At 52.5% G+C, this 25686-nt stretch carries 23 protein-coding genes and 1 pseudogene; 13 read left to right on the top strand and 11 right to left on the bottom strand.

The features are described 5' to 3' along the window. Positions 1-254 precede the first annotated feature (254 nt). The gene (locus ACUY4Q_RS11730) at positions 255-1529 is read right to left on the bottom strand and encodes a glycoside hydrolase family 10-like protein (protein ID WP_458047184.1); all 1275 of its coding nucleotides are present in this window, start codon (positions 1527-1529) and stop codon (positions 255-257) included. 424 nt (positions 1530-1953) lie between these two features. On the opposite strand from ACUY4Q_RS11730, the gene ACUY4Q_RS11725 reads away from it, so the two are divergent. Next, positions 1954-2277, top strand: a complete 324-nt coding sequence (locus ACUY4Q_RS11725; protein WP_458047183.1) for a hypothetical protein — start codon at positions 1954-1956, stop codon at positions 2275-2277. 36 nt (positions 2278-2313) lie between these two features. Here ACUY4Q_RS11725 and ACUY4Q_RS11720 read toward each other — a convergent pair whose 3' ends face one another. After that, a complete protein-coding gene (locus ACUY4Q_RS11720) occupies positions 2314-5376 on the bottom strand; it encodes an efflux RND transporter permease subunit (RefSeq protein WP_458047182.1) in 3063 nt (1020 codons plus the stop codon). Then, positions 5373-6494 (bottom strand): efflux RND transporter periplasmic adaptor subunit, encoded by a 1122-nt coding sequence (locus ACUY4Q_RS11715; RefSeq protein ID WP_458047181.1) that lies wholly within the window; start codon positions 6492-6494, stop codon positions 5373-5375. Before ACUY4Q_RS11715 ends, ACUY4Q_RS11720 begins: the two co-directional genes overlap by 4 nt. A 230-nt stretch (positions 6495-6724) precedes the next feature. On the opposite strand from ACUY4Q_RS11715, the gene ACUY4Q_RS11710 reads away from it, so the two are divergent. Both ACUY4Q_RS11710 and ACUY4Q_RS11705 read left to right on the top strand, forming a co-directional pair. Then, entirely contained in the window at positions 6725-8143 is a 1419-nt protein-coding gene (locus ACUY4Q_RS11710) for an efflux transporter outer membrane subunit (protein ID WP_458047180.1), read from the top strand. Positions 8144-8177: 34 nt separating this feature from the next. Further along, positions 8178-9068, top strand: coding sequence for a GNAT family protein (locus tag ACUY4Q_RS11705; protein WP_458047179.1), 891 nt, complete (start codon positions 8178-8180; stop codon positions 9066-9068). Positions 9069-9074: 6 nt separating this feature from the next. Here ACUY4Q_RS11705 and ACUY4Q_RS11700 read toward each other — a convergent pair whose 3' ends face one another. The 3 genes from ACUY4Q_RS11700 to ACUY4Q_RS11690 all read right to left on the bottom strand — a co-directional run bounded on the left by ACUY4Q_RS11700 (position 9075) and on the right by ACUY4Q_RS11690 (position 11189). Continuing rightward, positions 9075-9230 carry a hypothetical protein gene (locus ACUY4Q_RS11700; protein WP_458047178.1) on the bottom strand — a complete coding sequence of 52 codons (156 nt, stop codon included), beginning with the start codon at positions 9228-9230 and terminating at the stop codon, positions 9075-9077. An 88-nt stretch (positions 9231-9318) separates the two neighbouring features. Beyond that, positions 9319-10506, bottom strand: coding sequence for a sensor histidine kinase (locus ACUY4Q_RS11695; RefSeq protein WP_458047177.1), 1188 nt, complete (start codon positions 10504-10506; stop codon positions 9319-9321). Beyond that, positions 10503-11189 (bottom strand): response regulator, encoded by a 687-nt coding sequence (locus ACUY4Q_RS11690; RefSeq protein WP_458047176.1) that lies wholly within the window; start codon positions 11187-11189, stop codon positions 10503-10505. The genes ACUY4Q_RS11695 and ACUY4Q_RS11690 overlap by 4 nt, the downstream gene beginning before the upstream one ends. 105 nt (positions 11190-11294) lie before the next feature. On the opposite strand from ACUY4Q_RS11690, the gene ACUY4Q_RS11685 reads away from it, so the two are divergent. Beyond that, the gene (locus tag ACUY4Q_RS11685; RefSeq protein WP_458047175.1) at positions 11295-12068 is read left to right on the top strand and encodes a MipA/OmpV family protein; all 774 of its coding nucleotides are present in this window, start codon (positions 11295-11297) and stop codon (positions 12066-12068) included. 75 nt (positions 12069-12143) lie between these two features. Here the strand turns inward: ACUY4Q_RS11685 and lysC are convergent, their stop codons facing one another. Further along, the gene (lysC, locus tag ACUY4Q_RS11680; RefSeq protein WP_458047174.1) at positions 12144-13505 is read right to left on the bottom strand and encodes a lysine-sensitive aspartokinase 3; all 1362 of its coding nucleotides are present in this window, start codon (positions 13503-13505) and stop codon (positions 12144-12146) included. 297 nt (positions 13506-13802) lie between these two features. Between lysC and ACUY4Q_RS11675 the strand changes: the two genes are divergently transcribed. The 9 genes and pseudogenes from ACUY4Q_RS11675 to ACUY4Q_RS11635 all read left to right on the top strand — a co-directional run bounded on the left by ACUY4Q_RS11675 (position 13803) and on the right by ACUY4Q_RS11635 (position 23261). Further along, positions 13803-14018 (top strand): hypothetical protein, encoded by a 216-nt coding sequence (locus ACUY4Q_RS11675; RefSeq protein WP_458047173.1) that lies wholly within the window; start codon positions 13803-13805, stop codon positions 14016-14018. 103 nt (positions 14019-14121) lie between these two features. Next, entirely contained in the window at positions 14122-15507 is a 1386-nt protein-coding gene (locus tag ACUY4Q_RS11670) for a diaminobutyrate--2-oxoglutarate transaminase (protein ID WP_458047172.1), read from the top strand. A gap of 17 nt (positions 15508-15524) precedes the next feature. Next, entirely contained in the window at positions 15525-16988 is a 1464-nt protein-coding gene (locus tag ACUY4Q_RS11665) for a pyridoxal phosphate-dependent decarboxylase family protein (protein WP_458047171.1), read from the top strand. 147 nt (positions 16989-17135) lie between these two features. Further along, positions 17136-17390: pseudogene (locus ACUY4Q_RS11660) on the top strand (GNAT family N-acetyltransferase); the annotation flags it as partial. Positions 17391-17804: 414 nt separating this feature from the next. After that, the gene (locus ACUY4Q_RS11655) at positions 17805-18995 is read left to right on the top strand and encodes a sugar efflux transporter (protein ID WP_458047170.1); all 1191 of its coding nucleotides are present in this window, start codon (positions 17805-17807) and stop codon (positions 18993-18995) included. A 216-nt stretch (positions 18996-19211) separates the two neighbouring features. Further along, entirely contained in the window at positions 19212-20210 is a 999-nt protein-coding gene (eitA, locus tag ACUY4Q_RS11650; protein WP_458047169.1) for a siderophore ABC transporter substrate-binding protein EitA, read from the top strand. Beyond that, positions 20210-21247: a FecCD family ABC transporter permease gene (locus ACUY4Q_RS11645; RefSeq protein ID WP_458047168.1), complete on the top strand. Its 1038-nt coding sequence runs from the start codon at positions 20210-20212 to the stop codon at positions 21245-21247. The genes eitA and ACUY4Q_RS11645 overlap by 1 nt, the downstream gene beginning before the upstream one ends. Beyond that, positions 21247-22008, top strand: coding sequence for a siderophore ABC transporter ATP-binding protein EitC (eitC, locus tag ACUY4Q_RS11640; protein ID WP_458047167.1), 762 nt, complete (start codon positions 21247-21249; stop codon positions 22006-22008). Before ACUY4Q_RS11645 ends, eitC begins: the two co-directional genes overlap by 1 nt. Positions 22009-22022: 14 nt before the next feature. Further along, the gene (locus ACUY4Q_RS11635; protein WP_458047166.1) at positions 22023-23261 is read left to right on the top strand and encodes an MDR family MFS transporter; all 1239 of its coding nucleotides are present in this window, start codon (positions 22023-22025) and stop codon (positions 23259-23261) included. Positions 23262-23287: 26 nt separating this feature from the next. On the opposite strand, the gene ACUY4Q_RS11630 is transcribed toward ACUY4Q_RS11635, so the two are convergent. The 4 genes from ACUY4Q_RS11630 to ACUY4Q_RS11615 all read right to left on the bottom strand — a co-directional run bounded on the left by ACUY4Q_RS11630 (position 23288) and on the right by ACUY4Q_RS11615 (position 25660). After that, positions 23288-23797, bottom strand: coding sequence for a GrpB family protein (locus ACUY4Q_RS11630; RefSeq protein WP_458047165.1), 510 nt, complete (start codon positions 23795-23797; stop codon positions 23288-23290). Positions 23798-23832: 35 nt separating this feature from the next. Continuing rightward, complete coding sequence (locus ACUY4Q_RS11625; RefSeq protein WP_458047325.1) at positions 23833-24111, bottom strand: VF530 family protein; 279 nt, start codon at positions 24109-24111, stop codon at positions 23833-23835. Between the two features lie 176 nt (positions 24112-24287). Beyond that, a complete protein-coding gene (locus tag ACUY4Q_RS11620) occupies positions 24288-24737 on the bottom strand; it encodes a GNAT family N-acetyltransferase (protein ID WP_458047164.1) in 450 nt (149 codons plus the stop codon). Positions 24738-24739: 2 nt separating this feature from the next. Further along, positions 24740-25660: a LysR family transcriptional regulator gene (locus ACUY4Q_RS11615; RefSeq protein WP_458047163.1), complete on the bottom strand. Its 921-nt coding sequence runs from the start codon at positions 25658-25660 to the stop codon at positions 24740-24742. Positions 25661-25686: the final 26 nt, after the last annotated feature.

Raw genomic sequence — 25686 nt, 5'->3', positions numbered from 1 at the left:
CCCTTAGCACGTTCACGGGTGACGGTTTCGGTATGTTCAGCAGGTCTGAAGGTGAACGTAAACACCTTCAGCGTCGCCCGTTTACCCTCGCCCCAGCCCTCTCCCACGGGGAGAGGGGGAAAAACGAGTCCCTTTTGCAGGTTCAGCAGATCTGGAAGTGAACGTAACCACCTTCGGAGCCGCCTGTTCCCCCCAACCCTGGTGGAGAGAAGGGAGAACGGCGAGCCCGCTTTATGGCATACCACCGCAGGTAATTACTCCCCCCACCGGTGCTTAATATAGCTGACCGCCTCCCGCGTTTGCGGCTGGTCCAGATAACCCTCTCTGAACAAAATCGTGCCGCTGATTTGTGGAATAGCCTCATTCAAATCAAGCTGCTTCTTCAGCTCCGGCACGCCGCCGCCAACCATCCAGTCAGGTTCATTTTTTGCGGCCACGCCTACTTTATAGAGCGCAACACCAATATAGAGCCGCGTTTTAGTCGGTTTTACGACCTCCGCCCACCACTTCGCCAGCACATCGTAGCGAGCCGCGTCGCGGGCAAAAGGCCAGTAGATCTGCGGCGCAATATAATCGAGCAGCCCCTGCTGTACCCAACGACGGGTATCGGCATAAGACTCATCATAGGCAGCCGCGCCACGGGTATCCGACCCGGCAGGATCGTGAGACCGATTTCGCCAGACTCCCGCCGGGCTGACGCCAAATTCCACATTGGGGTTGAGTTGCTTAATAGTGCGTGACACCTGCTCAATCAACAGTTGCGTATTATGCCGACGCCAGTCTGCTTTTGAACTGAATCCCTGCCCATACTGCCTGAAAGTCGAACTGTCATTGAGGGCAGAACCCGCCGATTCGGTATAGAAATAATCGTCAAACTGCACGCCGTCGACGGGATAACGTGCCACGACTTCGGCAACGATACTGGTTATCCAGTCGCGCGCTTCAGGAATGCCCGGGTCGAGAACATAGCGCTCCCCGGAGGTGCGGATCCAGTCGCGGTGCAGCACAAACACGCTGGCCGGGTTCAGTGAGAGCGTGCGGTTCAGCTCTGCTGCCGTAGACGGTTTAACGTTGGTGGAAACACGATAAGGATTGAACCAGGCATGAACGCGCATCCCGCGCTTATGCGCTTCGTCGAGCATAAATTGCAGCGGATCGTATCCCGGATCCAACCCTATGGTGCCGGTCAGCATATCTGACCACGGCAAAATCTTCGACGGCCAGAGCGCGGTGCCGTCGGGCTTCACCTGGAAGAAGACCGTATTGATGCCCAGACTTTTCAGTTTATCAAGCTTGTCGGTCAGCGCGGTTTGCTGAATACGGATACGCACGGCAGCGCTACTGCCATTCACCGAATTTAACGGCGGCCAGTCAAGGCGAGACACCGTGGTCAGCCAGACACCGCGCATCGGCATATTGTTGCGTGAACCGGCATCCGCAAGAGGGTGCGTGGCGACCGGCGGCAGGGGGGTAACAAGCGAGACCGGAGGTTTAGAGGCGCAACTGGCGAGTAAAAACGCCGCTGCCATGAACGCACAGCTTTTTTTAATTCTCGTTAGCGGGAGAAAACGACGCGAGCGGTTAATGGGATACTCCGGTATATCGGGTTGTCGCCTGGAAGGCACATTTTCGGCTTATTCGAAGGTAAGTCAATGCGCTATGTCGACGTTCATGCGTGAATGACGGTTTCTGCGCCAGGGTTTGCGCATCCCATAAACCGTAGAAGAGAATAAACAAAAAACCTACATAATTTTGTAGGTCGGCACACTTGCACTAAACGCTAATGTGGCACTAAATGAAGCGCTTATATCCGTTATGCTTCACCTTGCAGGTGCGTTGGCTACGTTTGTTCATCCCGGTTACAGAGTCAGCTATGCTACCGGGGCTCAACCTTACCTCTTTACTGCAAAATGAATGCGTCGGGGTATAACTTAATCTCAACAAGGAGAAGTGATGAATTTGCTTAATCGTTATTCCCTCGCTCTGATGCTCTCTGTTCTGCCGGGCGTCGCACTCGCCGGTGAGGCGCATGTCTGCAAATCGGCATCCATCGCGTTGACCAACAACAACGCCGTACTCTCTGACAGCACAGCTTTCACCTGCGGAGGCGGTCTGTCAGGCACGCTGCCTGAGCTGGCAAAATCAGGCTGGCAGATTGTGCAGGTGATTGAACAGAGTGATACCGCTTCCGTGCGTGCCGCCATGCAGCCCGGAAAAGTACCGGAAAACCCGGAAGATTTGATGAAAGGGTACTGGCAACTGGTGATTCAAAAGTAACAGCATGGGCAGCACGCATAGTGCTGCCCACAAAGGTTACTGTTGCTGTCGGCTGCGAGGTGTTTCTATTTGCAGCAGATAGCTCATCCACGCCGGGAGCAGGGTCAGCGTAAAGAATGTCGCGGCGACTAACCCACCAATGATGGCGAACGCCATGGGTCCCCAGAATACCTGCCGGGCAATGGGTATCATCCCGAAAATCGCGGCACACGCGGTCAGCAGAATCGGTCTTGCGCGGTGACGGGCCGCCTGTTTTATTGCCTCCGCATGGCTCAAACCTGCCTTAAGATTCTCATCCACTTCGCTAATCAGGATGATCGCATTACGGATAATCATCCCACTCAGGGCAATGACACCCAGCAGGGCCACAAAACCTAACGGTGTCCCCGTTGGCAGTAACGCCGCCACCACGCCCACAAATCCAAACGGGGCCATAAGGGTGGCAAGGATGACGCGGGAATAGCTTTGAAGCTGAATCATCATCACCGCCAGCATAGTAATGAGGGTAACCGGCAGAACCGACATTAACGAGTCATTACCTTTGTCCGACTCTTCAGATGCGCCGCTCACTGAGACGCTGTAACCGGTTGGCAGACTGCTGGCGAAAGCCCGCATTACGGGGGCGAGGTCGGTGACCACGCTGTCGACGTTTTGCCCGTGCGTCACATCCGCCTGCACCGTCACCGAGGCTTCGCGATTACGGCGTTGAATGACGGGGTTGCCTAAATCCCAGCTCAGGCTGGCAACGGCAGAAAGGGGAATTTTAGCCCCACCGTCCGTGGCGATCAGCGTGCCCTCAAGGCCCGACAGGTCGTTTCGGTCCGCTTCGCTGGCTTGTAAAATAATATCCGTGCTGCGGGTCTGCTCACGTAAAGCGGTCACGGTCACCCCGGAGTAAAACAGATTCAGTGCGTTGGCAATGCGCGCGTTACTCAGTCCGGCCATCGACGCCGCCGTCTGATTGATATGGATATCAACCGTGCGTTGCGGATCGCCGGAAGTGAGGTTGATCCCCGTTACACGGACATCCTTTGCCAGGAGATCGGCAAGCTTACGCGCGTAGATGCGTGTCTGATTAAAATCCGCGCCGCTAACCCGGTATTTCAGTGGCCAGCCCACCGGTGGGCCGAGCTCAAGGGGAGAGATACGCGTCACGATGTCACCAAACTGGTCATGGAGCAGAGCGGTGAGTTTTGCCTGTAGCTGTTCCCGCATTTCCGGGGCTTTCGCCACCACCACAAGCTGGGCCGTATTTTCCGCATCAGGTAAAAGATCCATGGGAAGATAAAAACGCACGGCACCGGTCCCAATCCAGCTCGAATACCGCGCAATGCCTTCTTCTTTATCCAGCATGCGTTCTAATTGATGGGTAACCTCTTGAGTACGTTGCTGGGTGCTGTTCTCCGGCAATGTCAGGCTGATTAACAGCTCCGGTCGGTCAGAGGCCGGGAAAAATTCGCTCTTGAGCCACTGGCTGCTCCAGACGGCCAGCACCAGAAGCAGACACGAGGCGAGGGTGACCGTCAGGCGGCGTCTGAGCGTGAAATCCAGAACAGCGTCATAGGCCTTTGCCAGGCACCCTGGCTGATGCGCCGGTTTTTGCATTTGTGCACCGGTTAGCAGCCAGATCCCGCTGAGCGGGGAGAAGAGGATCGCCACTATCCAGGAACTGATGAGCGAGATCAAAATGACCGCAAACAGAGAATAACAGTATTCTCCCGCCATCGATTTAGCGAAGCCCACCGGGATAAATCCTGCAATCATCACCAGCGTGCCGGTAAGCATCGGAAACGCGGTTTTGACAAAGGCACTGGAGGCGGCCTTACGCAGGGGTTCACCGCGTTCCAGATGGGAAATCATCGACTCAATGGTAATCATCGCGTCATCCACCAGTAGCCCAAGGGCGATAATTAACGCCCCTAATGAGATACGTTGCAGACCGATGCCCAGCAGATCCATGCCGATAAACGTCAGCGCCAGCACAATGGGGATCGCCACGGCGACCACCAGCCCGGCCCGTAATCCGAGCGAGACAAAGGAAACGGCCAGCACGATGACAATGGCTTCCATCAGGACATGCAGAAATCCGTCAACGGCCTCGTGCACAATGGCGGGCTGATTGGCTATTTTAGTGACCGTTATGCCATGGGGCAGGTCGGCGATAATGGCGGCCATGCGTGCATCCAGCGCCTTACCGAACGTGAGCATATTGCCGCCCGGCAGCATCGCAATCGCAATGCCATAGGCCGGCTGGCCATTGACGTGGAACACGGGATCCGGCGGCTCCGCTGCCTGGCGTTTAATCTGCACAATATCGCCAAGTGCAACCGTTCGCCCGCCTGCGCGCAGCGTCATATGTTGTAGCGTATTTTCATTTAAATCGGGGTGAATAACCTGAATGCTGACGCGATCATCCTGGGTCCTTAACGTACCGGACGGGGTGACGGCATTGGCGTTTTTTAGCGTGGCGATGATGTCGTCAGGAGAAATGCCCATCGACGCAATCTGGCGCGCAGAAAAGGTCAGGCTAATGCTGTCGCGTTGTACGCCAAATTGCACGGTCCTGCCAATATCCTTCACCGTATGAAGCTGACGCTGGATAGCATCGACGGCATCATGCATTTCCGTATGCGTGAATCCCTCGCCGGTAATGCCATACAGCGTGCCGTAAGTGGCATCATATTCGTCATTTACCACCAGAGGACTGACCTGGTCCGGCAGGGAGGCAGAGAGATCCTGCATCTTTTTGCGCAACTGCTGCCAGAGGGGTTTGACTTCCGCGGGGGGCGTGTCGTCCCGCAGATTGAGCGTGACCTCGGTGTAGCCATTACGCGTCTGACTCTCCACACTGTCAAACCACGGGAGTTCCTGTACCGTTTTTTCGATGGGGTCGGCCACCAGATTGACCATCTCCTGCGGCGTCGCACCGGGCCATTGCGCGCTGACGATCGCCGTCTTGATGGTAAACGCCGGATCTTCATCCCGAGAGAGGGCGTTAAAGGCTATCCAGCCAGCGGCCATAATGATCAGCAACAGGAAACTGACCATCTGCTGATGGGCTATCGCCCAGGAAGAGAGGTTGTATTTTTGCAGATTCATTGGGCGCCACCTTGAAAAATACGCACTTTTTCGTCATTAACCAACGTGGTGACGCCCGCTGAGACGACATGCTCGCCCGGCTTGACGCCCTGACTAATCCAGACGCCGTCAGTAGAAAAGCGCTGAAGGCTAACCGCTCTCACCTCCAGTTTGCTTGTCTGCGGGTTAACGACAAACACCGCGGGCTGGTTCCCGGAACGGATCAGTGCCGAGGCAGGGAGCCTCAGGCCGGGTGCCGTGCTGGCATCCAGTATCACGGCAACCGCCTCGCCAAACAGCGGCACGTTGGGTGCGGTGGCGAGGGTTGCTCTGACCTGTCGGGTGCGGGTGACGTCGTCCAGTTGCGGGCTGATGTAACGTATCCGAGCCGGCACGGGTTTTCCCTCAAGCATCACTGACACGTTATCGCCTGCGGACAGTGAGGGGACGTGCGCGGCGGGGATAAAAAACTGGACTTCGGTGGGGCCCGAGGCGATCGTGACCACCTCCTGACCGGCCGTGAGGCTTTGCCCCGGTGAGGGCACGACACGCGTGACCACACCATCAACGGGGGCGGTAATCGCATTGAAACCCGAGGTATTCAGCGCCACTGCACGTTGCGCCAGCGCCCGGGATTTGCGCGCATTCAGCGCAGCCATGTTGGCCGTTGCCTCGTCAAGTTGAGCACGTGAAGCCGTACCCACCTGATAAAGCTTTTTCACTCTGTCCAGCGCCAGCATGCCTTTTGACGCTTCGGCTAATGCGTCCTGGTACTCGGCAAGTGTGGCTGCGGTCTCCTCCTCACTTTGTACCCCTTTAAGGGTGGCAAGGACTTGCCCTTTTTTTACCCGTGATCCTACCTCTACCGGGCGGGTTGCCAGTTCGCCGTCCAGACGGAAATGCAAGGAGAGTTGTTGAGCGGGTTCAAGGGTGCCGCTCCAGGTCATTTGCGCCGGGCGTTGGGCGGCGGGAACCGTCCAGACCTTAACCTGTCTGGGCGCGGGGGATGCCGCCGGTCTTGCATCACATCCTGTTAACAGCAAGGTGAAGATAAGAGGGCTAAAGAAGGATAATAAATGTCCCTTATGCCGAAGAAAATCAGCGTTCGGTAAGCGTAATAAATGGTTGGTGGTCAGCATCGGCAGCGTCTCTGTTTATTTCTTGCCGCTATCTCACCGCATAAAGAACAAGGAACTTTTGAGAGACCATCAAGATTTGGTCAATAACGGCGTATTTCATAAATATTCCGTAGAAATTGCACCTGCCTTGTGAAGGTCTTGACAATTTATTGACACAGCTTCTGGATAATTTCCAAAAAGGCGGACAGGTTCCGCTTGATCGGAAATCACCGTACGCCAGGAGTTAGCCAATGGTATGGGTTATTGCAAAATTGCGTTCAACAGCCATTGTCGTCATGGCTTCTTTTATTCTCTCGGCATGTTCTCTTGCCCCGAAATATACCCGACCGGACAGCCAACTGCCGCTTGAATGGAATCAACATGACAGCGCAATAACCGCTACAACGTCGCTTTCGGTAGCACCGGTCTTTTTCAACGACGATAAATTGCGCCAGCTGATCGCGTTGACCATGGCGAATAACAAAGATATTGCGCTGTCTGCCCTGAATTTACAGAAATATGACGCGCAATACGGTGTGGAAAAAATGTCCTCTCTCCCCGGTATCAGTCTGCAGGCGCAACAAACTTCGGCCCACGAGCCGGGAGGAATATTCGATACCGTCGATACCGGTGCGGTCACTTTCCATCAGTATGATGTAAAGCTGGTATCAGCCTCGTGGGAAATCGACTTTTGGGGGCGACTAAGAAACCTGCGCGAAGCCGCGATGTATGACTATTTTTCCGCCGCAACCACGACGCGGGCATTAAAAATCAATTTGCTGGAGCAGACGGTAAGCCGTTATTTCGTTTATCTGGCCGACCGTGAGTATGTGGATATTGCCCGTCATCAGCTAGCAGCAGCGGTACAGCTGAGCGAAATGGCAGAAGGGGCAGCAAAGGCCGGAGAACGTAATCAAAGCCAGGTAATGGATGCAGAAAAGGAGGTGCGCCGTTTAAGGATTGAACTTCAGCAAGTGCAATTACAGGCGCAAAAGGATTATAACGCGCTGCAACTGATTGTCGGTTCGCCTTTACCGCAACGCTTATTTAATGATGCATCAATGGAAAGTGACTGGCATTTTCCCGTGATTCAGGAAGGACTGCCGTCTGAGGTTTTACTTAAACGGCCGGACATTCTGGCTGCGGAGTTCCAGCTTAAAGCAGCCAATGCGCGCATCGGCGCGGCACGAGCCGCGTTCTTTCCGACAATAACCCTTTCTGCTGAGGGCGGTTCATCAACCGCAGCCTTGAGTCAGTTATTTTCCGGTGGCAGTGCAGCCTGGAGCTTCGTTCCCTCCGTCACGTTGCCCATTTTTAATGGCGGTAAAAACAGCGCCAGGTTAACCCTCGCTGAGCTTAATAAACGCAGTGAGATTGTGAATTATCAAAAGGCGATACAGCAGGCGTTTGCCGATGTCTCAAGCGCACTTGCGGCGCAGTCTTCACTCAATAAACAGTCTGCGGAGATGGCGCAGTTTTATGCTGCTTCTCAACAGCAGTTTCGCATGACGGAAAGCACATTCATGGCCGGGCAAATCAGTAAAGAAGCGCTGATTGTACAGAAAAACGGGCTGATGCAGGCGCGTAAACAGATAACCGCAATGCGGCTTAACGTTTTGCTGCAGGCAGTGAAGGTCTATTCCGTTCTCGGTGGCGACAACACGCTTTGACGTATTGATTAATACTCTTCAGGTAATGTTATTTATGGCTTTAAAACATCGATTAATGGGATGGGAACCGTCAGATTTCGCCACCTATGCCCACGCATGGCAACGCTTTGGCGGCAGTGTGAATACGCATCCGGATGTCATTCGTTTTATCATGTCCGGCGGTGATAAGTCGTTCACCTTTTGGCACCGCCGTGAAAAGGGCGACGTGGTTGCGGCCTATTTTGTGGTAGATGAGCGTGTTATTGGCCTGGACGTCTGGCGGGAGTATCCGGTCTCGTTTGATGAAGTGCTTATCCCTGTTGCCGCCGGGCAGCGCATCTGGTTGCCGGATAAAACAAGCCGCCTTTCAGCTTCTCTCAGCGGTCAGGTCATTAATGCGGCCTTTAATTATCGTAATAAGCGTAAAGTGTGCCTGGTTAAAGAGACGTTCTCCGCGAAAACGATAAAGAAGAGAAAAGGGGAGATGCGTAAATTTCTCGAAATGGGTGGGGAGTGCCGTAAACTGGCAGACATGCCTGCGGCTGAGATCGCACGACTTTATGTTTACCTTTTTAAATTGCGTTTCGCTGATACCGTCAGGTGCTATACACAGGAAAATATTGCACGTTTGCTTACCGCAGTCAGCCCAATGATTTTTGGCAACGTGCTCTTTTTTCAGGGTAACCCCTGCGCAATAGATTTAGTTCTGAAAGCCGAAAGCGATCGGATGATTTATTTTGATGTCCCCAATGGGGGCGTAGATCCGCAGTTTGCACATTTAGCACCTGGCAGTTTACTCATGTGGGCTAATATTTCCGATGCGCGCGAATTGTGTGTGAAAAAGGAAAAGAAAATGGCGTTTTCGATTGGGCTTTATGAAAAGCAGTGGGATTATAAATTACTCTGGGCCAAGGCTCAGCGAACGGGTAAATCTCTGACCGTATAAACCCGGTTACTCAGGGTCTTTATTACCTGCGTGTGCATCCAGTAATACAGCGACGATCAGCTGAAGAAAAAAGATAAAGAAAGCGAAGGCAAGAACAATACATGCTTCCGTGTTAATTCTGTGCAGCGCACGATTCAAACAGTCAAGGAAATTAAGCGACATGGTAAACTCCTGTTTACCATGTATTTAACGCTATCAATTACAAGGTTCTGTAAAACTCGTGTTAAGAAACGGTCAATATTACCATTAATTATGCCGCCCTTAGCGTGACCCGAAAGGTGAGTCCGCCATACTCATTTTTCTGGACTTCAATGGTGCCATCGTGGGCATCACAAATCGCTCTTGCAATCGAGAGACCAAGCCCTGAACCACCGGAATAGCGCGAGCGGGACACTTCTTCGCGCACGAAGGGGGTAAAGATGTCCTCCATTAAGCTGTCCGGCACGCCTGGCCCCCTGTCTTTGAAGATGACGCTGACTTTACCGTTCATGCTCTCATAAGTAATGTCCAGACGCTTTCCTTCGGCGGCATAGCGCAGGACGTTGTCCATGAGGATCAGAAAAACCTGCCCCAGCCGATAGGGATCCGTCAGGCAACGGGATGCGCCCTGCTCGTGGTGGGAAATCTGCACGCCTTGCTTAATGGCTGATGGATTAATCCAGGCGATTTTCTCTCTGACCAGTTCGTTAATGCTGGTGGGCACCATGTTCAGGCTCAGCTGACCGGCATCCGCGAGTTTCAGCAAATGCAGATCCTCAACCAGCCGGTTAAGCGCGTTGAGTTGCTGCATCACCATGTTCAGCTGTGTGTCATTGGGTTCGAAAACGCCGTCAATCATCCCCTGCAGGCGACCGATAGCTGCGGTCAGGGGAGAGCGAAGCTCATGGGCCATGGCCACATGCGATTTTTTCAGCTCATTTTCATAACGCTGGAGCTGACGTGACATGCCGTTAAAGTTTTCACTGAGGCTGCGTAATTCCAGTGGCAAGCTCTCCGGTATGACCACCTGAGCACCAAAATTGCCTTTTGAGACGGCTCTGGCAACGCCAGCCAGCTGACTGATTTGCATGGAAAGCGGGCGGGCTGTCTTTAGCGTTAAGGTAAAAATCATCGGCATAACGATCAGTATTAATAATCCCAGTATCACCCAGTCGGTGATCCCTATGCCCGGATCGGAATAACCAATACCGTACCAGGTATCGATTATCTGATGATAACGCGTTATGTCCTGCTGCGGATTTTTAACGAGCAGCGACAACTCTGCGCGGATATCCGCCGGCATTCGGTACTCATGCCATTTGTTTTCAACAAAAAACTTAAGCCACATGCAAAAGGCGATCAGCACAATACTGCTGATGGCCAGAGAGATAACGCGGCGACAAATCCAGTTCCATAACGAGCTGTTTTCACGGCCTGCGCCCGAGCGCGTGTTTTTCATACGTTAGCGAACCTGTAACCAATACCCCGGACGTTGATGAGCAGGTCGGATTGCCCCGTCGCTTCGAGTTTTTTGCGTAAATTATAAATGTGAGTATCCACCACGCGTTCAAGGGCGTCACTCTCAGGCAGACACGCCTCCAGCAATGCCTGACGGGTAAAGGCTTTATAGGGCGATTTTAAGAACGTCATCAGCAATAACAGTTCAGTTGGCGTCAGGTCGAGGGGGTGGGGTGTTCCTCCCGGATTGTCGACCGAGACGATCATCGAATCCCTGTCAGCCGTGATACCACGAAACTGAAGCGTATCCGCCCGGTGTGCGGTTGAATAACGGCGAAGAACCGCATGAACGCGGGCGACGACTTCACCCGGATTGTAGGGTTTGACGACATAGTCATCTGCGCCGAATCGCAGGGCACTGATCTTATCAGTACCTTCACCGATGGCGGTGACCATAATGATCGGCACATCGCTTCGGCGCCTGACCGCCATCAGGACATCATTACCACTGAGGCCCGGTAACATCACATCTAACAGAATGAGATCGGGCTTCCAGCTAAAGACTAAATCCAGTCCACGTTGACCATCGCTGGCTATCGATGTCTGGAATTGTTCACGATTAAGATAGGCCTCAAGCACATTCGCAGCATCGAGGTCATCTTCAATAATTAAGACACGTTTCACGGTAGCCTCTTGATTAAATCTTGATTAAGTGTTGGGTCTATCTTGATTATTAGTGTGCATACTTTCAGTCTAATTGCGAACAGCATAATTCATTCCGGATGCTTTATGAAGAAAATAACACTCGCACTCGCCACTTTAATAACTTTACCGCTCTCCTGTTATGCAAATTCGGAGGTCGAAAAATCTGAAGTCACGGTCGGGCTGGTATCTCAGTACGCGCCAAAATATATGGGTTCAAAAAACGATAAAACGGATTTTCTTCCTTATTTTGACTGGACCAGAGGTTCCTGGTTTGCTAATTCTGAAAAAGGTGTGGGTTATCAACATCAGTTCGACACTGGCTTTTATCTGGGGCAGGCGCTGGGGTACTCGTGGGGGCGGGCTGACGACGACAGTTGGTATCAGGACGGTTCCCGGCATCTTAAGGGAATGGGTAAAATAAACGCTGCGATGACCTCAACCACGACACTTGGCTGGTGGATGGCTGAATGGATTGGTTTTGAAAGTAATATTATCGCACCGTTAACCGACAGTCAGGGTATGCAATACAAAATTGGACTAAACGTGGTGTTATTTAATGATGGCGACAATACGCTCGTTGTAAATACCGAAAGAAAATATGGTGATGCGCGATTTAATAATACCTGGTTTGGGGTAAATGAAAAACAGAGCCAGAATTCAGGTTTTAAACCCTTTCGCTCAGACTGGGGTTTGAACAGCGTTGATTACAGTATTAACTGGCAACATACCTTCAGTCCGAACTGGTCCGGGTATGCAGAAGTGCGTTATACCACGCTCGCGAGTCGCGTCAGTCATAGCCCACTTGTCGAAAAAGACGATTTTATGACGGGAACCCTTGGCGTGTTTTACACCTTTTAATGCGTAGGGGCTGTCTATAAAGGCTGGGTTATTTCCGGGCGAGCCGTACACCGACTCGCCCTCTAACAAAATCCCTTACTCGAACAGGCTGCGGTGGAGCACTTTTACGGCACTGTCTGAGGTTTCAGCCGGAAGCAGGAAACAGAGCGTGTGCTCGGATGCGCCATGGCAAATCATGCGCACATGATGTTTTTCCAGCTCAGCGAACACGTCTTTGCACACCCCTGACGCCTGGGTGAGTTCATTACCAATTAAGGTGACCAGATCCAGCCCGGTCTCCAGCTCTACGCGACAGCGAGAGGAGAGTTCCGTCAACAGCGAGGTGGTCAGCGAATCAGCCTCTCCCGATGTAGCGCAGGATGAATTCAGTATCAGGGCGATGCTGTTTTCTGACGTCGTTACCAGATCAATCGCCGTATTATGCCGCGACAGAACAGCAAACGTCTCAGCCAGGAAACTGCAGGCAGGCTGCGTGTGCAGGCTGTGCAGTTTTAACAGCGTCTGCTTGCGTCGTGTGGCCAGTGCACGATAGCGAGGCGGGTTCTCTGCGTGTCGACAAACCAGGGTGCCGCCAGCCGAAGGTTGTTTACTTGAGCCCACAAAGACCGGAATGTCTTTACGCATCGCAGGCAGCATGGTCGCCGGGTGCAGGACCTTGGCACCAAAAGCAGCCATCTCGCTGGCCTCAGAGAATGAGACTCTTTCCATACGCTGTGCCTGAGGAACAATACGCGGGTCCGTCGTGTAAATGCCGGCCACATCTGTCCAGATATCCACGCGCGCAGCGTGTAATGCTTCGCCGAACAGTGAGGCGCTGTAATCGCTGCCGCCACGGCCAAGGGTCGTGGTTTGACCCGTATCATCACTGCCGATAAACCCCTGCGTGATAACAAGCCCTTGTTCAATACGCGGGCGCAGCTGTTTTTCAGCCAGTTCCGCCGTTTCAGCAATCTGCGGTTCGGCACAGCCAAAGGCATCAGTGGTACGAATCACTTTGCGGGCATCGAACCACTGCGTTTCCACATCACGTTCACGCAGAACTTCAACAAACAGCAAGCTGGACATCAACTCGCCGTGACTGACCAGCGCGTCGCTCAGTGCGGGAGTCGCACTATGTTCTGCCGTCTCGGCAAGGCGACTAATATTCAGCAGCAAGCGATCGATCTCCTGACCGATTGCATCAGGCTGTTTCAGGCGTGAAATAATGTTGTATTGAATAGTGCGTAGGGTATCGATCTTGTCCAGGCGATCACGGCTTTGGAGGCCCGCGGCAAGTTCGACTAGAATATTAGTAACGCCTGCAGATGCGGACAGCACCACGAGACGAACATCTTTGTCAGCAAGGACGATGGAGGCACTGCGGTTCATCGCGTCAAAGTCAGCAACGCTGGTACCGCCAAATTTGGCAACGACGATGTGTGGATAAATGCGAGTCATAACAATCTCATTTCAGGGCGCCATAACAAGATGGCAAGAAAATTTTCATTCTCGGCTTAAGGGAAGGTGACTTCGCCTTACGAAATGTCCGCCCGCGAACATTTCTAATTACAACCCGGGATTAATGTCCTGTTGTCGATAACGTGTTTTGCCTGCACACGCTACGGGGTGTGATGCGCATTATATGACTTAAATTATTGGTTTCCTTTTTCTTTGTCAGGATTGAGTTTTTACTCATTCGCTGCCGGGACCGAGTGTCGTGAAAGCGTCACGTCTGAACGTTAAAGTTCCGGCACAATGTTGTTAAAAATCCTGCTGGCTCGCCGTACAGGAATAATTAGCGCGGGCATAGTAAGTGATTTAACCGTCTGGATCGACGTTTTCCTTAGCGTTTACCGTAAGCCAATGAAAAAAGGAATAATTTTTTTAAAAGATGCGCTGCTGTTTGTGTTAAATAAAGGTATGATTTGCAAGGAAAAATTTTGTAATAAACCGCAAGAAATAAAACATTGAGTCCGCTGCTAAAACAACATATATTAGCCGCGTTTTTTTCCACCCTAACCATTAACCTTTAATTCAACCCGGCGTTCATGATACCCGCGGTTGTAGGAGTGATATGATGACGGATAAAGTCCGTATTGATTCTTTGAGTGCTAATTCATTACCGCAAAGCAATGAAACCTTTTTAGCAAGACAAGCTGAGTTTGAATCTAACGTCAGGAGTTATCCGCGTAAACTGCCCCTGGCGATTGCCAAAGCGCAGGGCGTCTGGATTACTGATGTTGAAAATAATCAATATCTTGATTGCCTCGCAGGCGCCGGGACTATGGCACTGGGCCATAACCATCCTGAAGTGCTTCAAAGCATCCAAAGTGTCATTACCAGTGGCTTACCGTTACATACGCTCGATCTGACCACACCGCTGAAAGATGAGTTCTCATCTTATCTGCTGTCGTTGCTGCCAGGTCAGGGTAAAGAATATTGCCTGCAGTTCACCGGTCCATCCGGTGCTGATGCCGTTGAAGCTGCGCTGAAACTGGCGAAAAAAGTGACCGGTCGTTCAGGCGTGATCAGCTTCTCCGGCGGTTACCATGGTATGACCCATGGCGCGCTCTCCGTGACAGGTAATCTGTCGCCGAAAGAAGCGGTCGACGGCATGATGCCGGAAGTACAGTTTATGCCTTACCCGAATCAGTATCGCTGCCCGCTGGGTATCGGTGGTGAGGCGGGCGTTAAAGCGCTGACCTACTACTTCGATAACCTGATCAACGACGTTGAAAGTGGCGTGCGTAAACCTGCCGCCGTGATCCTGGAAGCCGTGCAAGGCGAGGGCGGTGTCAACCCGGCCCCGGCTGAGTGGCTGCAGCGTATCCGTAAAGTGACGCAGGAACACGGCATCATCCTGATCATCGACGAAGTGCAGGCGGGCTTCTGCCGCACCGGCAAACAGTTTGCCTTCGAGCACGCAGGTATCGAGCCAGACATTATTGTGATGTCCAAAGCTGTGGGCGGCGGTTTGCCGTTAGCGGTTCTGGGTATCAAAAAACAGTTTGACGCATGGGCGCCTGGCCACCATACCGGTACCTTCCGCGGCAACCAGTTGGCAATGGCCACCGGCCTGACCACGCTGAAAATCCTGAAAGACGACAAGATTGCCGATAAAGTCGCCGTTCAGGGCGAATGGCTGAAAGGCAAACTGGCTGAGCTGCAAAAACGCTATCCGGTAATTGGCCACGTTCGCGGCCTGGGTCTGATGATCGGTATTGAGATCGTTAAACCTAACGACGCGCAGGATCACATGGGTTGCTACCCGGCGGATGGCGAACTCTCTGCACTGTTGCAGAAAGAGTGCTTCAAAGCAGGTCTGATCCTTGAGCGCGGTGGCCGTCACGGCTGCGTGCTGCGTCTGCTGCCGTCGCTGTTAATTTCCAACGCAGAGCTGGAAATTTTCCTCGATAAATTTGAAAACGCTATGCTGGCTGCCGGCGTTAAGCCTGTTTAATCGGAGCTCTGGAACGAATGTCTGATTTAAATCTGATTCTTTCAGGTTCTGAGCAAAGTATTGCCGCTTATCAGGACGCTATCGATCAAAGCACCCAAGCCGTGGTGTCGTGGTTGAAGCAGCCGGAAATGTACCAGGGCAAGAGCGTTGAACAGTTGCGTGAACGTATCAATCTCGAATTCAACGCGCAGGGCCTGGGAAACCAGGCCGCTATCGAACGTGCGGTTGAGTACTTCCTGAAAGACAGCTTGTCCGTTCACCACCCGCAGTGTGTGGCGCATTTGCACTGCCCGAGTCTGGTGATTAGCCAGGCTGCGGAAGTGTTTATCAATGCGACCAACCAAAGCATGGACTCTTGGGATCAAAGCCCGTCAGCCACCATCATGGAAGTGAAGCTGGTTGAGTGGCTGCGTGAGCAGGTGGGTTTTGCAGCGGGCGACGCCGGTGTCTTCACCAGTGGCGGTACGCAGAGTAACCTGATGGGCCTGATGCTGGCACGCGATGCGTTCTTCGCGCGTCAGGGTCACTCTGTTCAGCAGGACGGCCTGACGGGCGACCTCAGCAAACTGAAAGTGTTCTGTTCTGAAAATGCGCATTTCTCTGTGCAAAAGAACATGGCGCTGATGGGGCTGGGCTACCGTTCCGTGACGCTGGTGAAAACCGACGAATTCTCACGGATGGACGTAAGCGATCTGGCTGAGAAACTCGCGCAGGCGAAAGCCAACGGTGAGCAGGTGATGGCGATTGTTGCCACTGCCGGTACCACCGATGCGGGAGCGATCGATCCGTTGGCCGACATCGCCGCACTGGCAGCGAAAGAAAATATTTGGGTGCATGTCGATGCGGCCTGGGGTGGCGCACTGTTGCTGTCCGAGAAGTATCGCCACTACCTGAATGGCCTGGAGTTAGTGGATTCCGTCACCCTGGATTTCCACAAGCAGTTCTTCCAGACCATCAGCTGCGGGGCATTCCTGCTGAAAGATGCGCGTCATTATCAGCTGATGCGTTACCAGGCTGCGTACCTGAACTCAGATTTCGATGAAGAGCATGGCGTACCGAATCTGGTCTCCAAGTCTCTGCAAACCACGCGTCGTTTCGATGCCCTGAAATTGTGGATGGGCCTCGAAGCGTTGGGTAAAAAGCAGTATGCCGAAATCATTGATAACGGCGTAACGCTTGCGCAGGACGTAGCGACCTTCGTGACCGAACAGCCGCATCTGGAACTGGTCATGCAGCCTCAGTTGGCAAGCGTACTTTTCCGTTTCCGTCCGGAGCAGGGTGACACTGCATTTGTGGCACTGCTGAACCAGCGCATCGGTGATGCATTGCTGGCTTCCGGTGCTGCCAACGTTGGAGTAACGGAAGCAGATGGCGTCACATGCCTGAAGCTGACATTGCTGAACCCGACCGTGAACCTGCAGGACATTAAGGTTCTGCTGGGCAGCGTGAAAGAGTGCGGTCTGCAATTACTGAACGCCTGAGTTTCTGGATAGTGAAAATAAAGCCGGTTGCCGAAATGCAGCCGGTTTTTTTATTGGTGGATCGGGCGCCTATGTCCGGAAGAGGAGGGCGAAAACCATAGCCGCCAGGGCGCCAGTTCCGAGAAAATCGCTTGTATAGCAATTTGCTTGCGTCAGAATATGCCTGATCCGATACCGGTGATTTTGCTCGAGCGTCTTGCCATTGACGTGACGACACAAGGACACCAATTTGGAAAGTGGCTGCTTAACGATGCAGTCACGCGGATTAGTCATCTGGCAGATCAGGTTGGAATAAAAGCCATTATGGTTCATGCCATCGATGAGCAGGCAAGAGCATTCTATGAATACTTCGGTTTTGTTCAGTCACCAATAGCTTCCAACACCTTATTCTATAAAGTATGAACAAGAGGTTAATCAGCCACGTTGTGAGCCGGTCGCAGAAATGCAGCCGGCTTTTTTATGATGTGACATTCAGCAGAAGCACGAGAGGAGAGCAGAATCACTGAGGCCTGGCGGCACCTTAAAGCACGTTTAAATTCAATTTAACATAATATACATTATGCGCACTCAAATTATGGTAGTGCGATTGTGATGTTTCTTGTGAGCTTCCGGCACGATGCCATTCACGTAGCTACACCCGCACTGGCTTATCAAAATGACCTCATGCAGCGCAGCTTTTACATTGGATGAAGGCAACCTGTACACGGACAATCAGTTCCCACATTTTCGCCGTGCGGCTGTAATTAACTTTCCTGCAACTTCTGACGCTATCCATGTTAAAACTTAGGGCTAACTTCCATTTGGAGATTGTTGTTTATGGCTTTTTTTTCCGGTATCACCGGACGACTGTTCCTGATAAATCTAATAACCGCCGTTGCCTATGCCTTCATCCTGCCTGTAATGAGTCTGTATTTGATTAATGGATTACACGCAAGCCCGATTTTTATCACCTTTTACAGCCTGGGTTTTGCTTTGTCTGGACTGTTTTTTAGCCAACTGATGGGAGGACTTGTAGATAAGGGATATCCGGCAAAACGTCTTTTCATCTGCTCTGTTCTGGCGCTTTTTTTGGCAGGCATCGCTTTCACTTTTTGCCGCAATCCTGTTGAGGCATTGATCGTGGGTATTTTTCTTATGGGGCCTGGAAATGCGTCTATCCCCTTACTTCTTTCAATGATCCGAAAGCATTCAATGACCGCAGGACTCAACTCAACGCGGTTAAATACCCAAATGCGTTCAGGGGTGTCTATTGTATGGATCGCGGGACCCGCTCTGGCATTTGTCTTCGCTGACAGATTTGGATTCGTCTTTAATTTTATGATTTCAGCCGTGCTTTCTGGCATGACCATACTTGCCAGCCTGTTGCTGCTTCCGAAGAATAAAAAAACAGTTAATGAATGCACTGTAAAATCAAGCGGTATCGAGAAAACCCGTATCCCTGGTATGATTTGGCTGTTGGGCGCAATAATGATGCTGGCAAATTTATCGAATAGCTTGTACCTGACCATTATGCCGTTGTACCTGGTTGAAGAACTTCATTTGCCTGCTTCGTTCCCCGGTTTTCTGCTGGGAGCAACTGCCATAATGGAAATTCCCGTAATGCTTGCCGCTGCGCATCTGGCAGAAAAAACCGGTAAAGAGCCGCTGATCCTGGTCGGTTTTCTGTTTGCCGCCCTTTACTACAGCCTGCTTCAGTTAGCCGGCAGCATGATTGAACTGATTGTGTTGCAGCTTTTAAACGGATTGTTCTTTGGTATTTTTGTCGGTCTGGGCATTTCTGTTATTCAGGACGCTTTGCCGCAACGCAGTGGTTTCGCCTCAGCATTCCACTCCAATGCCATGCGTACGGGAATGATGGCTGGTAACGGAATTGCCGGTCTGATGGCGCAGCTTGCTGGCTTTAGAATTACACTGCTTGTTCCATTATTCTCCGTGAGTTGTGCTGCATTATTGATGCTTTACATAAACAGAACCCACGCGATAAAAAATCGTTCAGTGATGAGTTGAGTCAACGTGCGGTTCCCGAGAATCGCATTACATTAAAACGGCGCCATTGCGTCGTTTTAATTCTTGTACTTTCGTACTGAACCTCCTCACTTTGATATCTTTTTTAATAACGGACCGTTATCTATTTAATTGACTCTCTTTCTCCCTCATTGTATAAAATCGCGCCCTTGTACTAATTCTCATTTACATCTAAGTCAGAACGAAGGATAGCGTTTCATGAAAAAGGTCATCAGTGCGTTAGGTTTGGTTTTCGCCTCGGTCAGCCCCGTTTTGGCTACCACCTACCCCGTTACTATCGAGAATTGCGGATACCAGGAAACCTTCACTAAGGCGCCAGAACGGGTTGTCGCACTGGGGCAAAATACCGTGGAGATTCTGTTACTGCTGGGTCTGCAGGATAACGTCGTCGCCAGCGCCTTCTGGCCTACGAAAGTTCTGCCTTCCCTTGCCAAACAAAACGAGCAAGTGAAAACCCTGACCGTAGAGATCCCGACCCTGGAATCCATTCTTGCGCAAAATCCTGACTTCGTTCCGGCCCAGTTGCCATTATTGCTGGGGCCTGAAAGTAAAGTCGCCAAACGCGAAGATCTCGCGACCGTAGGTGTGAACAGCTATATGTCTCCAGGCATGTGCGCGACTAAAAAAGCCGTCGGCGATATGTATGGCAGCCGCCAGAAGCTATGGGACATGACCTTCCTGTATAAGGAAATTGCTGACTTTGCCACTATATTTAACGTCGAAGACCGTGGTCATGCTCTGGTAGAAGATTTCAAAAAACGTGAAAGCGATCTGCGTGCTGAGTTCAGCAAAAATAAAAAAGACCTCTCATTCGTGTTCTGGTTCTCCAGTTCATCGCCCTCCTCTGACGCCTATGTTGGCGGCAAAAACAGCGCCTCTGGTTTTATTGCCAACGTGCTGGGTGGCCACAACGCCATCACATCTGAAACGGAATGGCCCACCGTTGGCTGGGAAAGCATCATTGCCGCTAACCCGGATGTGATCGTCGTTTCCAGCCTCGATCGTAATCGTTGGGCGCTGGATAACGCAGAAGAAAAAATTAAATTCCTCAAAAGCGATCCGGCGGTCAGCCAGCTTGATGCGGTTAAAAAAGGCCACATTGTGGTGATGGATGGCCAGGCGATGAACCCGACAATTCGTACCATTTATGGTGCGGAACAAGTTGCTGAACAGCTCAGAAAAATGGGGCTGAACTAATGACCCACGCCGTAAAACAGGCCCGTCAGGGCCTGCTGTTGACCACCTCGACAGTGCTGGCGCTGGTTTTATTGCTGTTGGTGACGGCAATCGGGGTAAGCGTCGGTGAACTGTCCATCCCGCTCAGCAGTGTATTTTATGCCCTGACTAACAGGCTTGGATTCACTGAGATCCCCCTGAGTCGCATCTATGAAAGTGTTATTTGGGATTTTCGCCTGAGCCGTGCGTTAGTAGCGGCCTGCTGTGGCGCGGGTCTGGCCATCTGCGGCGCGGTGCTGCAAAGTCTGTTAAAAAATGCCCTTGCGGAACCTTACGTGCTGGGTGTGTCGGCCGGGGCATCAACCGGTGCCGTTTCGGTGGTGGTGCTGGGCATCGGTACCGGAGCGGTTTCGCTTTCTGCCGGTGCCTTTGCCGGTGCCTTTGCGGCTTTCGCCTTTGTCGCCTTCCTGACTAACGGCGCTCGCGGGGGGAACGAACGCACCATACTTGCCGGTGTTGCCGCGTCCCAGCTCTTTAATGCCATTACGGCATATACCATCAGTACGTCCGCCAGCGCCCAGCAGGCGCGGGATGTCATGTTCTGGTTACTCGGCAGTTTTAGCGGTGTGCGTTGGCCGGAGTTTCAGTTAGCCCTTGCGGTCATGCTGTTGGGTCTCGCCGTGTGCCTCTTTTACGCCCGTGCGCTGGATGCTTTTACCTTTGGTGATGATGCTGCCGCGTCGCTGGGTATAAACGTTCCCGTGGTACGGCTTATCCTGTTCACGGCCACCGCACTGATGACGGCGACCATTGTCAGCATGGCGGGGTCGATTGGATTTGTCGGTCTGGTTGTGCCCCATATGATGCGCTTTTTCTTCGGCCCGCTTCATCGCACATTACTGATTGCCAGCGCATTGGCCGGCGCCATTCTGATGGTGCTGGCGGATATTGCCTCGCGCATGTTAATTGCGCCGCAAAGCTTACCGGTGGGCGTGGTGACAGCGCTGGTCGGCGTACCGTTCTTCGCCGTCATTATTTATCGTTCAAGGAACAAGTGATGAGTATCACGGCTGAAAACATTACCTGGAAGGTCGGTAAAAAAGTCATCGTTAATAATGTGTCTCTCACTGTTTCACAGGGGCAAACGGTGGGATTACTGGGGCCAAACGGTTCAGGAAAGTCGTCGCTGCTGCGTGTGCTTGCCGGTTTACGTCGCCCACATGAAGGCTCGGTTACCCTCGATGGCAACAATATTGCACATATGCCAAAAAAGCAGCTTGCCCGGCGCGTTGCCTTTGTTGAACAGCACGGAATGACCGAGTCCAATATGCGCGTGCGTGACGTCGTCAAACTTGGTCGCATTCCTCACCACACGGCATTTTCCGGCTGGAGCAGGCACGATGACGAGACGGTAAATGCCGCCCTTGAACGTGTCGATATGGTTGAAAAGAGCGATCAGGGCTGGTTGAGTCTCTCCGGTGGCGAGCGCCAGCGCGTGCACATTGCCCGAGCTCTGGCGCAGGTCCCGAGCGAAATTCTGTTGGATGAGCCGACTAACCACCTGGATATTCATCATCAAATGCAGTTGATGAAACTTATCAGTGAGTTACCGGTGACCAGCATTGTCGCTATTCATGACCTCAATCATGCCTCTATGTTCTGTGATGCGTTAATCGTCATGCAACAAGGCCAGGTGATTGCCAGCGGGACGCCGCAGGAGATTTTGACAGAGGAACTGCTCTGGGACGTTTTCCGGGTTGAAACCAAAATTGAAATATCGGCGTTTCATGGCAAGAAACACATTCATTACCTGATTTAAAGAAGACACCCTGCATGCCTGTTCTGCGTCCCGCTACACGCCTCTGGCCCCCGGTTTTACTGGGGAGCCAGTTTGTTTTTAACATTGGTTTTTATGCCGTTGTACCGTTTCTGGCCATTTTTCTGCGCGACGACATGCTGTTATCCGGTGGAATGATCGGCCTGATCCTTGGACTGCGAACCTTCTCGCAGCAGGGCATGTTTATTGTCGGCGGCGCGCTGTCCGACCGTTACGGTGCTCGCATCATCATCCTGTGCGGTTGCGTGATTCGTGTGGTGGGTTATCTTTTGCTGGCGCTCGGCGATAGCCTGACGCCGATCATTCTTGGTGCCTGCCTGACGGGGATTGGCGGCGCCCTTTTCTCTCCCTCCATTGAAGCATTGCTGGCGAAAGCGGGTACCGACAGTGAGGCCCGAGGCAAGCGCAGCCGTGCCGAATGGTTTGCGCTGTTTGCGGTGTGCGGTGAACTGGGTGCGGTATTGGGGCCGGTGGCGGGCGCACTACTGGCAGGTTTTGGCTTTCGCCAGGTGGCACTCGCTGGCGCTGTCGTTTTTGTTATTGCTCTGGGCATTTTGCATTTCTGTCTGCCGGCCGACGCCCCGCATAAAAAAACGCTACACTTCACGCCGTGGTGGACCACGTTCCGTCAGCCCCGCTTTGTCGCCTTCATTATTGCCTATAGCTCGTGGCTGCTGAGTTATAACCAACTTTACCTGGCCCTGCCGGTTGAAATTGCGCGCGCGGGCGGCAGTGAAAAAGATCTGGGGCCATTATTTATGCTGGCCTCGGTACTGATTATTCTTTTGCAACTGCCCCTTGCGCGATTCGCCCGGCGAATCGGCGCCATAAGGATTTTGCCGGTAGGGTTTTTATTGCTCTGCGCGTCCTTCCTGAGTGTTGCCTGCTTTGCCGCTATGCCGCCCCCGGATTCCTGGCTTCGTCTGTTACCCGCGGCCAGTTTTGTCACCCTGCTTACGCTCGGCCAGATGCTACTGGTGCCCTCGGCAAAAGATTTGATCCCGGTATTTGCCACGCCCGCGACGCTTGGCGCGCACTATGGCGCCTTAGCAACGGCAGGCGGTGTTGCGGTTCTGGCAGGTAATTTACTGTTAGGCAACCAATTAGATCGGGCATTAACCCCCTCTTCCGATGCGGTGGTTCCCTGGCTGCAATTGGCCGCCTTCCCGATGCTTAGCGCCATTGCGCTGGTCTTGATATTCCGTTCGGGGCGAGCATCAACTGAAAAACAGTAATCAACGTCCGCCGAAGCGTTAATGCGTTAACGTTCTGCAAGAGCCAGCGCTTCGTGCCGGGCGATGAAGTCGTTTTTCAACTGACTATAGATTTCGGAGCTGTTTTGGCTGTGTTTAGCAGCGCTGAGCTTGATATCAGCATACTGACTGGCAATGTCGCCGTTTCGTTGTAAATAGTTTCTAAAGGCCAGATGCCGGATAATATGCATACTCCCGGCTTCGAAAGCATGGACATGATGTGTGCGCCGCTCGCCGCCTTTAACAAAATAGCGTCTTCCACTGATGCCATATTCACCGCGCGGCGAATAACCTAACGCTGTCATCTGGTTATTCTGCTCATCCAGACTGTCGAGACTGATAACCTCAAGCAAAATATCAATCACGGGTTTGGCAATCAGCCCGGGTACAGACGTGCTACCAATATGATGGATATGCAGTAGCGTTTCATTCAATGCCTGGCGCAAATTATGGGCTTCCACGGCAAAGTCAGTGGCCCATTGCGCGTTATGTGGTTCAAGCGTGATGAGTCTGGCCATGTGTTTTTCCTCTTCTTGATGCCCCGCCTGAAGACTTACTCTTTAGGCTGCCAGTTTGCCCAGGGATTTTCTGCTTCCTCTTCCTGCGTTACCGGTGATGGCTCATCAAGCGAGTCGATGTACAACGCTTCCACTTCGCTGCGCGCCCAGGGTGTCCGACGCAAAAACTTGAGGCTGGATTTAATGCTTGGGTCGCTTTTGAAGCAATTGATATTGATGCGTTTTGCCAGTTCGGCCCAGCCATATTTAGCGACCAACACAGTGAGTAAGGCTTCAAGCGTAATACCATGTAAGGGATCTTTTGCAGCATGCATAAAGAGAATGTCCTGTACCAGAAGAGCAATTGCGCACACCATACTGGCTCTGCTACAGATGTGCAATAAATGCAGCGTTCAGCGTAGCGCAGGGACTATGGGTGCAAATCCTGGTCGTTAGGGCCGATGCCTCTAGACGCTGATTATGAGGGCTAGCCCTAAATATGAGCTTCCCGTTAATGTGCATTTAGCCGAACGCTGTAGCGAACAATGTCGTCCTGAGTGGCAATCTGCTCATAGAGCTTTCGTGCAGGATTGTGTGTTCGTGTAACCCAGTAGACTTTAGCCCAGCCTTTTTCTCTCCCTTCCCGCTGTAGATCCTCGATCAACGCCCTCCCCACCCCTTTTCCTCGGCTCCGTTGGTCGACATATAAATCTTCCAGATAGCAAAGCGGTTCCGTGACCCAAGTACCTTCATGTAGTACACAAAGTGCAAACCCAACGATATGCGCATCCCTTTCTGCCAGACGGCAAATCAGTGATGCGTTAGCTGTATGGATTCGCGCCCAGGTTTCCTGGGTAATGGCTTCGTCAAGCTGACTACCGGCAAAATCCAGATAGCCCTGCCAGAGCTGACGCCAGGCAATAAAATCGTCAGGTTTTGCTTCACGAACAACAATGCTCATTCTCACTCCTTTAGCGCCGGCACCAACCGGCTACAGATATCACGCATAAATTGCCGCAACCAGCGATGCGCCGGATCGACTTCAGTACGCGGATGCCACATTTGTGAAACGGTAATCCTCTTCGTTTTCACCGGCAGTTCAAAGGTGAACCAGGCTTCTGGCGCGGCGAGATTTATCAGAAACGAGGCAGGCACCAAGGCAATAAAATCGGTGCGCCGCACAACGGCCAGCGCCGCCGGAAAACCGGGAACGATGGCAGCAATTCTGCGCGCAAAACCGGCCTGGGCCAACCCCTCATCCACGGGGCCAGTCAGTAACCCCCTGCGTGAAGTGACGACATGCGGCCAGTTAACGTATTGTGACGTTGTCACATTTCTTGTTCCAGCGAGAGGATGAGACTGGCTCACCACCCCGACAAAGCGATCTCTGAACAACGCCTGAACACGGATCTCCGGTCCCATCTCACCGAGTACACCAATTTCAAGATCAACCCATCCTTCCCGCAATGGCCGTGCGCTCTTTTCCGGTTTTGCAGCAAAACGGAGGCTCACGCCAGGCGCGATGGTAGCCAGTTCGGCAATCAACGCAGGCCCAAACGCTTCGACAAATCCGTCGTTGGCGCGCAGGGTAAACAGCTGCTCAAGCGTGGCGATGTTCAGTTCTGGTGACGAAGGGCGAAGCACCGAGCGCGCGTCAAACACCGTATTCTGCGTCCGTTCGCGAATAGCCTGGGCATAAGGCGTCAGCACCATATTTCGGCCCGCTCTCACCAACAGTGGATCACCGGTAGTTTCTCTCAACCGGCTGAGCGTTCGGCTCATGGCGGAGGCGCTAAGCTGTAACCGGCGTGCCGCGCCTGCAACGCTTTGTTCCGCCAGCAGCGCATCGAGAGCGAAAAGTAAATTGAGATCGGGTTCAGTCATCTTGTAACGCTTCCGTGATCTTAAGA

This window comes from Phytobacter cepae, assembly GCF_054165735.1.
Note: the sequence above shows the minus strand (reverse complement) of the source record. Positions and strands in the feature narration are given on the sequence as shown.

What these genes read in the sequence shown, in the direction of transcription:
- ACUY4Q_RS11655 (WP_458047170.1), top strand. Translation starts at nt 17,805, where the DNA reads ATGGCTTTTTTTTCCGGTATCACCGGACGACTGTTCCTGATAAATCTA.
- ACUY4Q_RS11635 (WP_458047166.1), top strand. Translation starts at nt 22,023, where the DNA reads ATGCCTGTTCTGCGTCCCGCTACACGCCTCTGGCCCCCGGTTTTACTG.
- ACUY4Q_RS11720 (WP_458047182.1), bottom strand. Translation starts at nt 5,376, where the DNA reads ATGAATCTGCAAAAATACAACCTCTCTTCCTGGGCGATAGCCCATCAG.
- ACUY4Q_RS11665 (WP_458047171.1), top strand. Translation starts at nt 15,525, where the DNA reads ATGTCTGATTTAAATCTGATTCTTTCAGGTTCTGAGCAAAGTATTGCC.
- ACUY4Q_RS11670 (WP_458047172.1), top strand. Translation starts at nt 14,122, where the DNA reads ATGATGACGGATAAAGTCCGTATTGATTCTTTGAGTGCTAATTCATTA.
- ACUY4Q_RS11645 (WP_458047168.1), top strand. Translation starts at nt 20,210, where the DNA reads ATGACCCACGCCGTAAAACAGGCCCGTCAGGGCCTGCTGTTGACCACC.
- ACUY4Q_RS11705 (WP_458047179.1), top strand. Translation starts at nt 8,178, where the DNA reads ATGGCTTTAAAACATCGATTAATGGGATGGGAACCGTCAGATTTCGCC.
- ACUY4Q_RS11685 (WP_458047175.1), top strand. Translation starts at nt 11,295, where the DNA reads ATGAAGAAAATAACACTCGCACTCGCCACTTTAATAACTTTACCGCTC.
- ACUY4Q_RS11620 (WP_458047164.1), bottom strand. Translation starts at nt 24,737, where the DNA reads ATGAGCATTGTTGTTCGTGAAGCAAAACCTGACGATTTTATTGCCTGG.
- ACUY4Q_RS11715 (WP_458047181.1), bottom strand. Translation starts at nt 6,494, where the DNA reads ATGCTGACCACCAACCATTTATTACGCTTACCGAACGCTGATTTTCTT.
- ACUY4Q_RS11730 (WP_458047184.1), bottom strand. Translation starts at nt 1,529, where the DNA reads ATGGCAGCGGCGTTTTTACTCGCCAGTTGCGCCTCTAAACCTCCGGTC.
- ACUY4Q_RS11675 (WP_458047173.1), top strand. Translation starts at nt 13,803, where the DNA reads ATGTTGTTAAAAATCCTGCTGGCTCGCCGTACAGGAATAATTAGCGCG.
- ACUY4Q_RS11625 (WP_458047325.1), bottom strand. Translation starts at nt 24,111, where the DNA reads ATGCATGCTGCAAAAGATCCCTTACATGGTATTACGCTTGAAGCCTTA.
- ACUY4Q_RS11725 (WP_458047183.1), top strand. Translation starts at nt 1,954, where the DNA reads ATGAATTTGCTTAATCGTTATTCCCTCGCTCTGATGCTCTCTGTTCTG.
- ACUY4Q_RS11710 (WP_458047180.1), top strand. Translation starts at nt 6,725, where the DNA reads ATGGTATGGGTTATTGCAAAATTGCGTTCAACAGCCATTGTCGTCATG.
- lysC (WP_458047174.1), bottom strand. Translation starts at nt 13,505, where the DNA reads ATGACTCGCATTTATCCACACATCGTCGTTGCCAAATTTGGCGGTACC.
- ACUY4Q_RS11615 (WP_458047163.1), bottom strand. Translation starts at nt 25,660, where the DNA reads ATGACTGAACCCGATCTCAATTTACTTTTCGCTCTCGATGCGCTGCTG.
- ACUY4Q_RS11695 (WP_458047177.1), bottom strand. Translation starts at nt 10,506, where the DNA reads ATGAAAAACACGCGCTCGGGCGCAGGCCGTGAAAACAGCTCGTTATGG.
- ACUY4Q_RS11630 (WP_458047165.1), bottom strand. Translation starts at nt 23,797, where the DNA reads ATGGCCAGACTCATCACGCTTGAACCACATAACGCGCAATGGGCCACT.
- eitC (WP_458047167.1), top strand. Translation starts at nt 21,247, where the DNA reads ATGAGTATCACGGCTGAAAACATTACCTGGAAGGTCGGTAAAAAAGTC.
- ACUY4Q_RS11700 (WP_458047178.1), bottom strand. Translation starts at nt 9,230, where the DNA reads ATGTCGCTTAATTTCCTTGACTGTTTGAATCGTGCGCTGCACAGAATT.
- eitA (WP_458047169.1), top strand. Translation starts at nt 19,212, where the DNA reads ATGAAAAAGGTCATCAGTGCGTTAGGTTTGGTTTTCGCCTCGGTCAGC.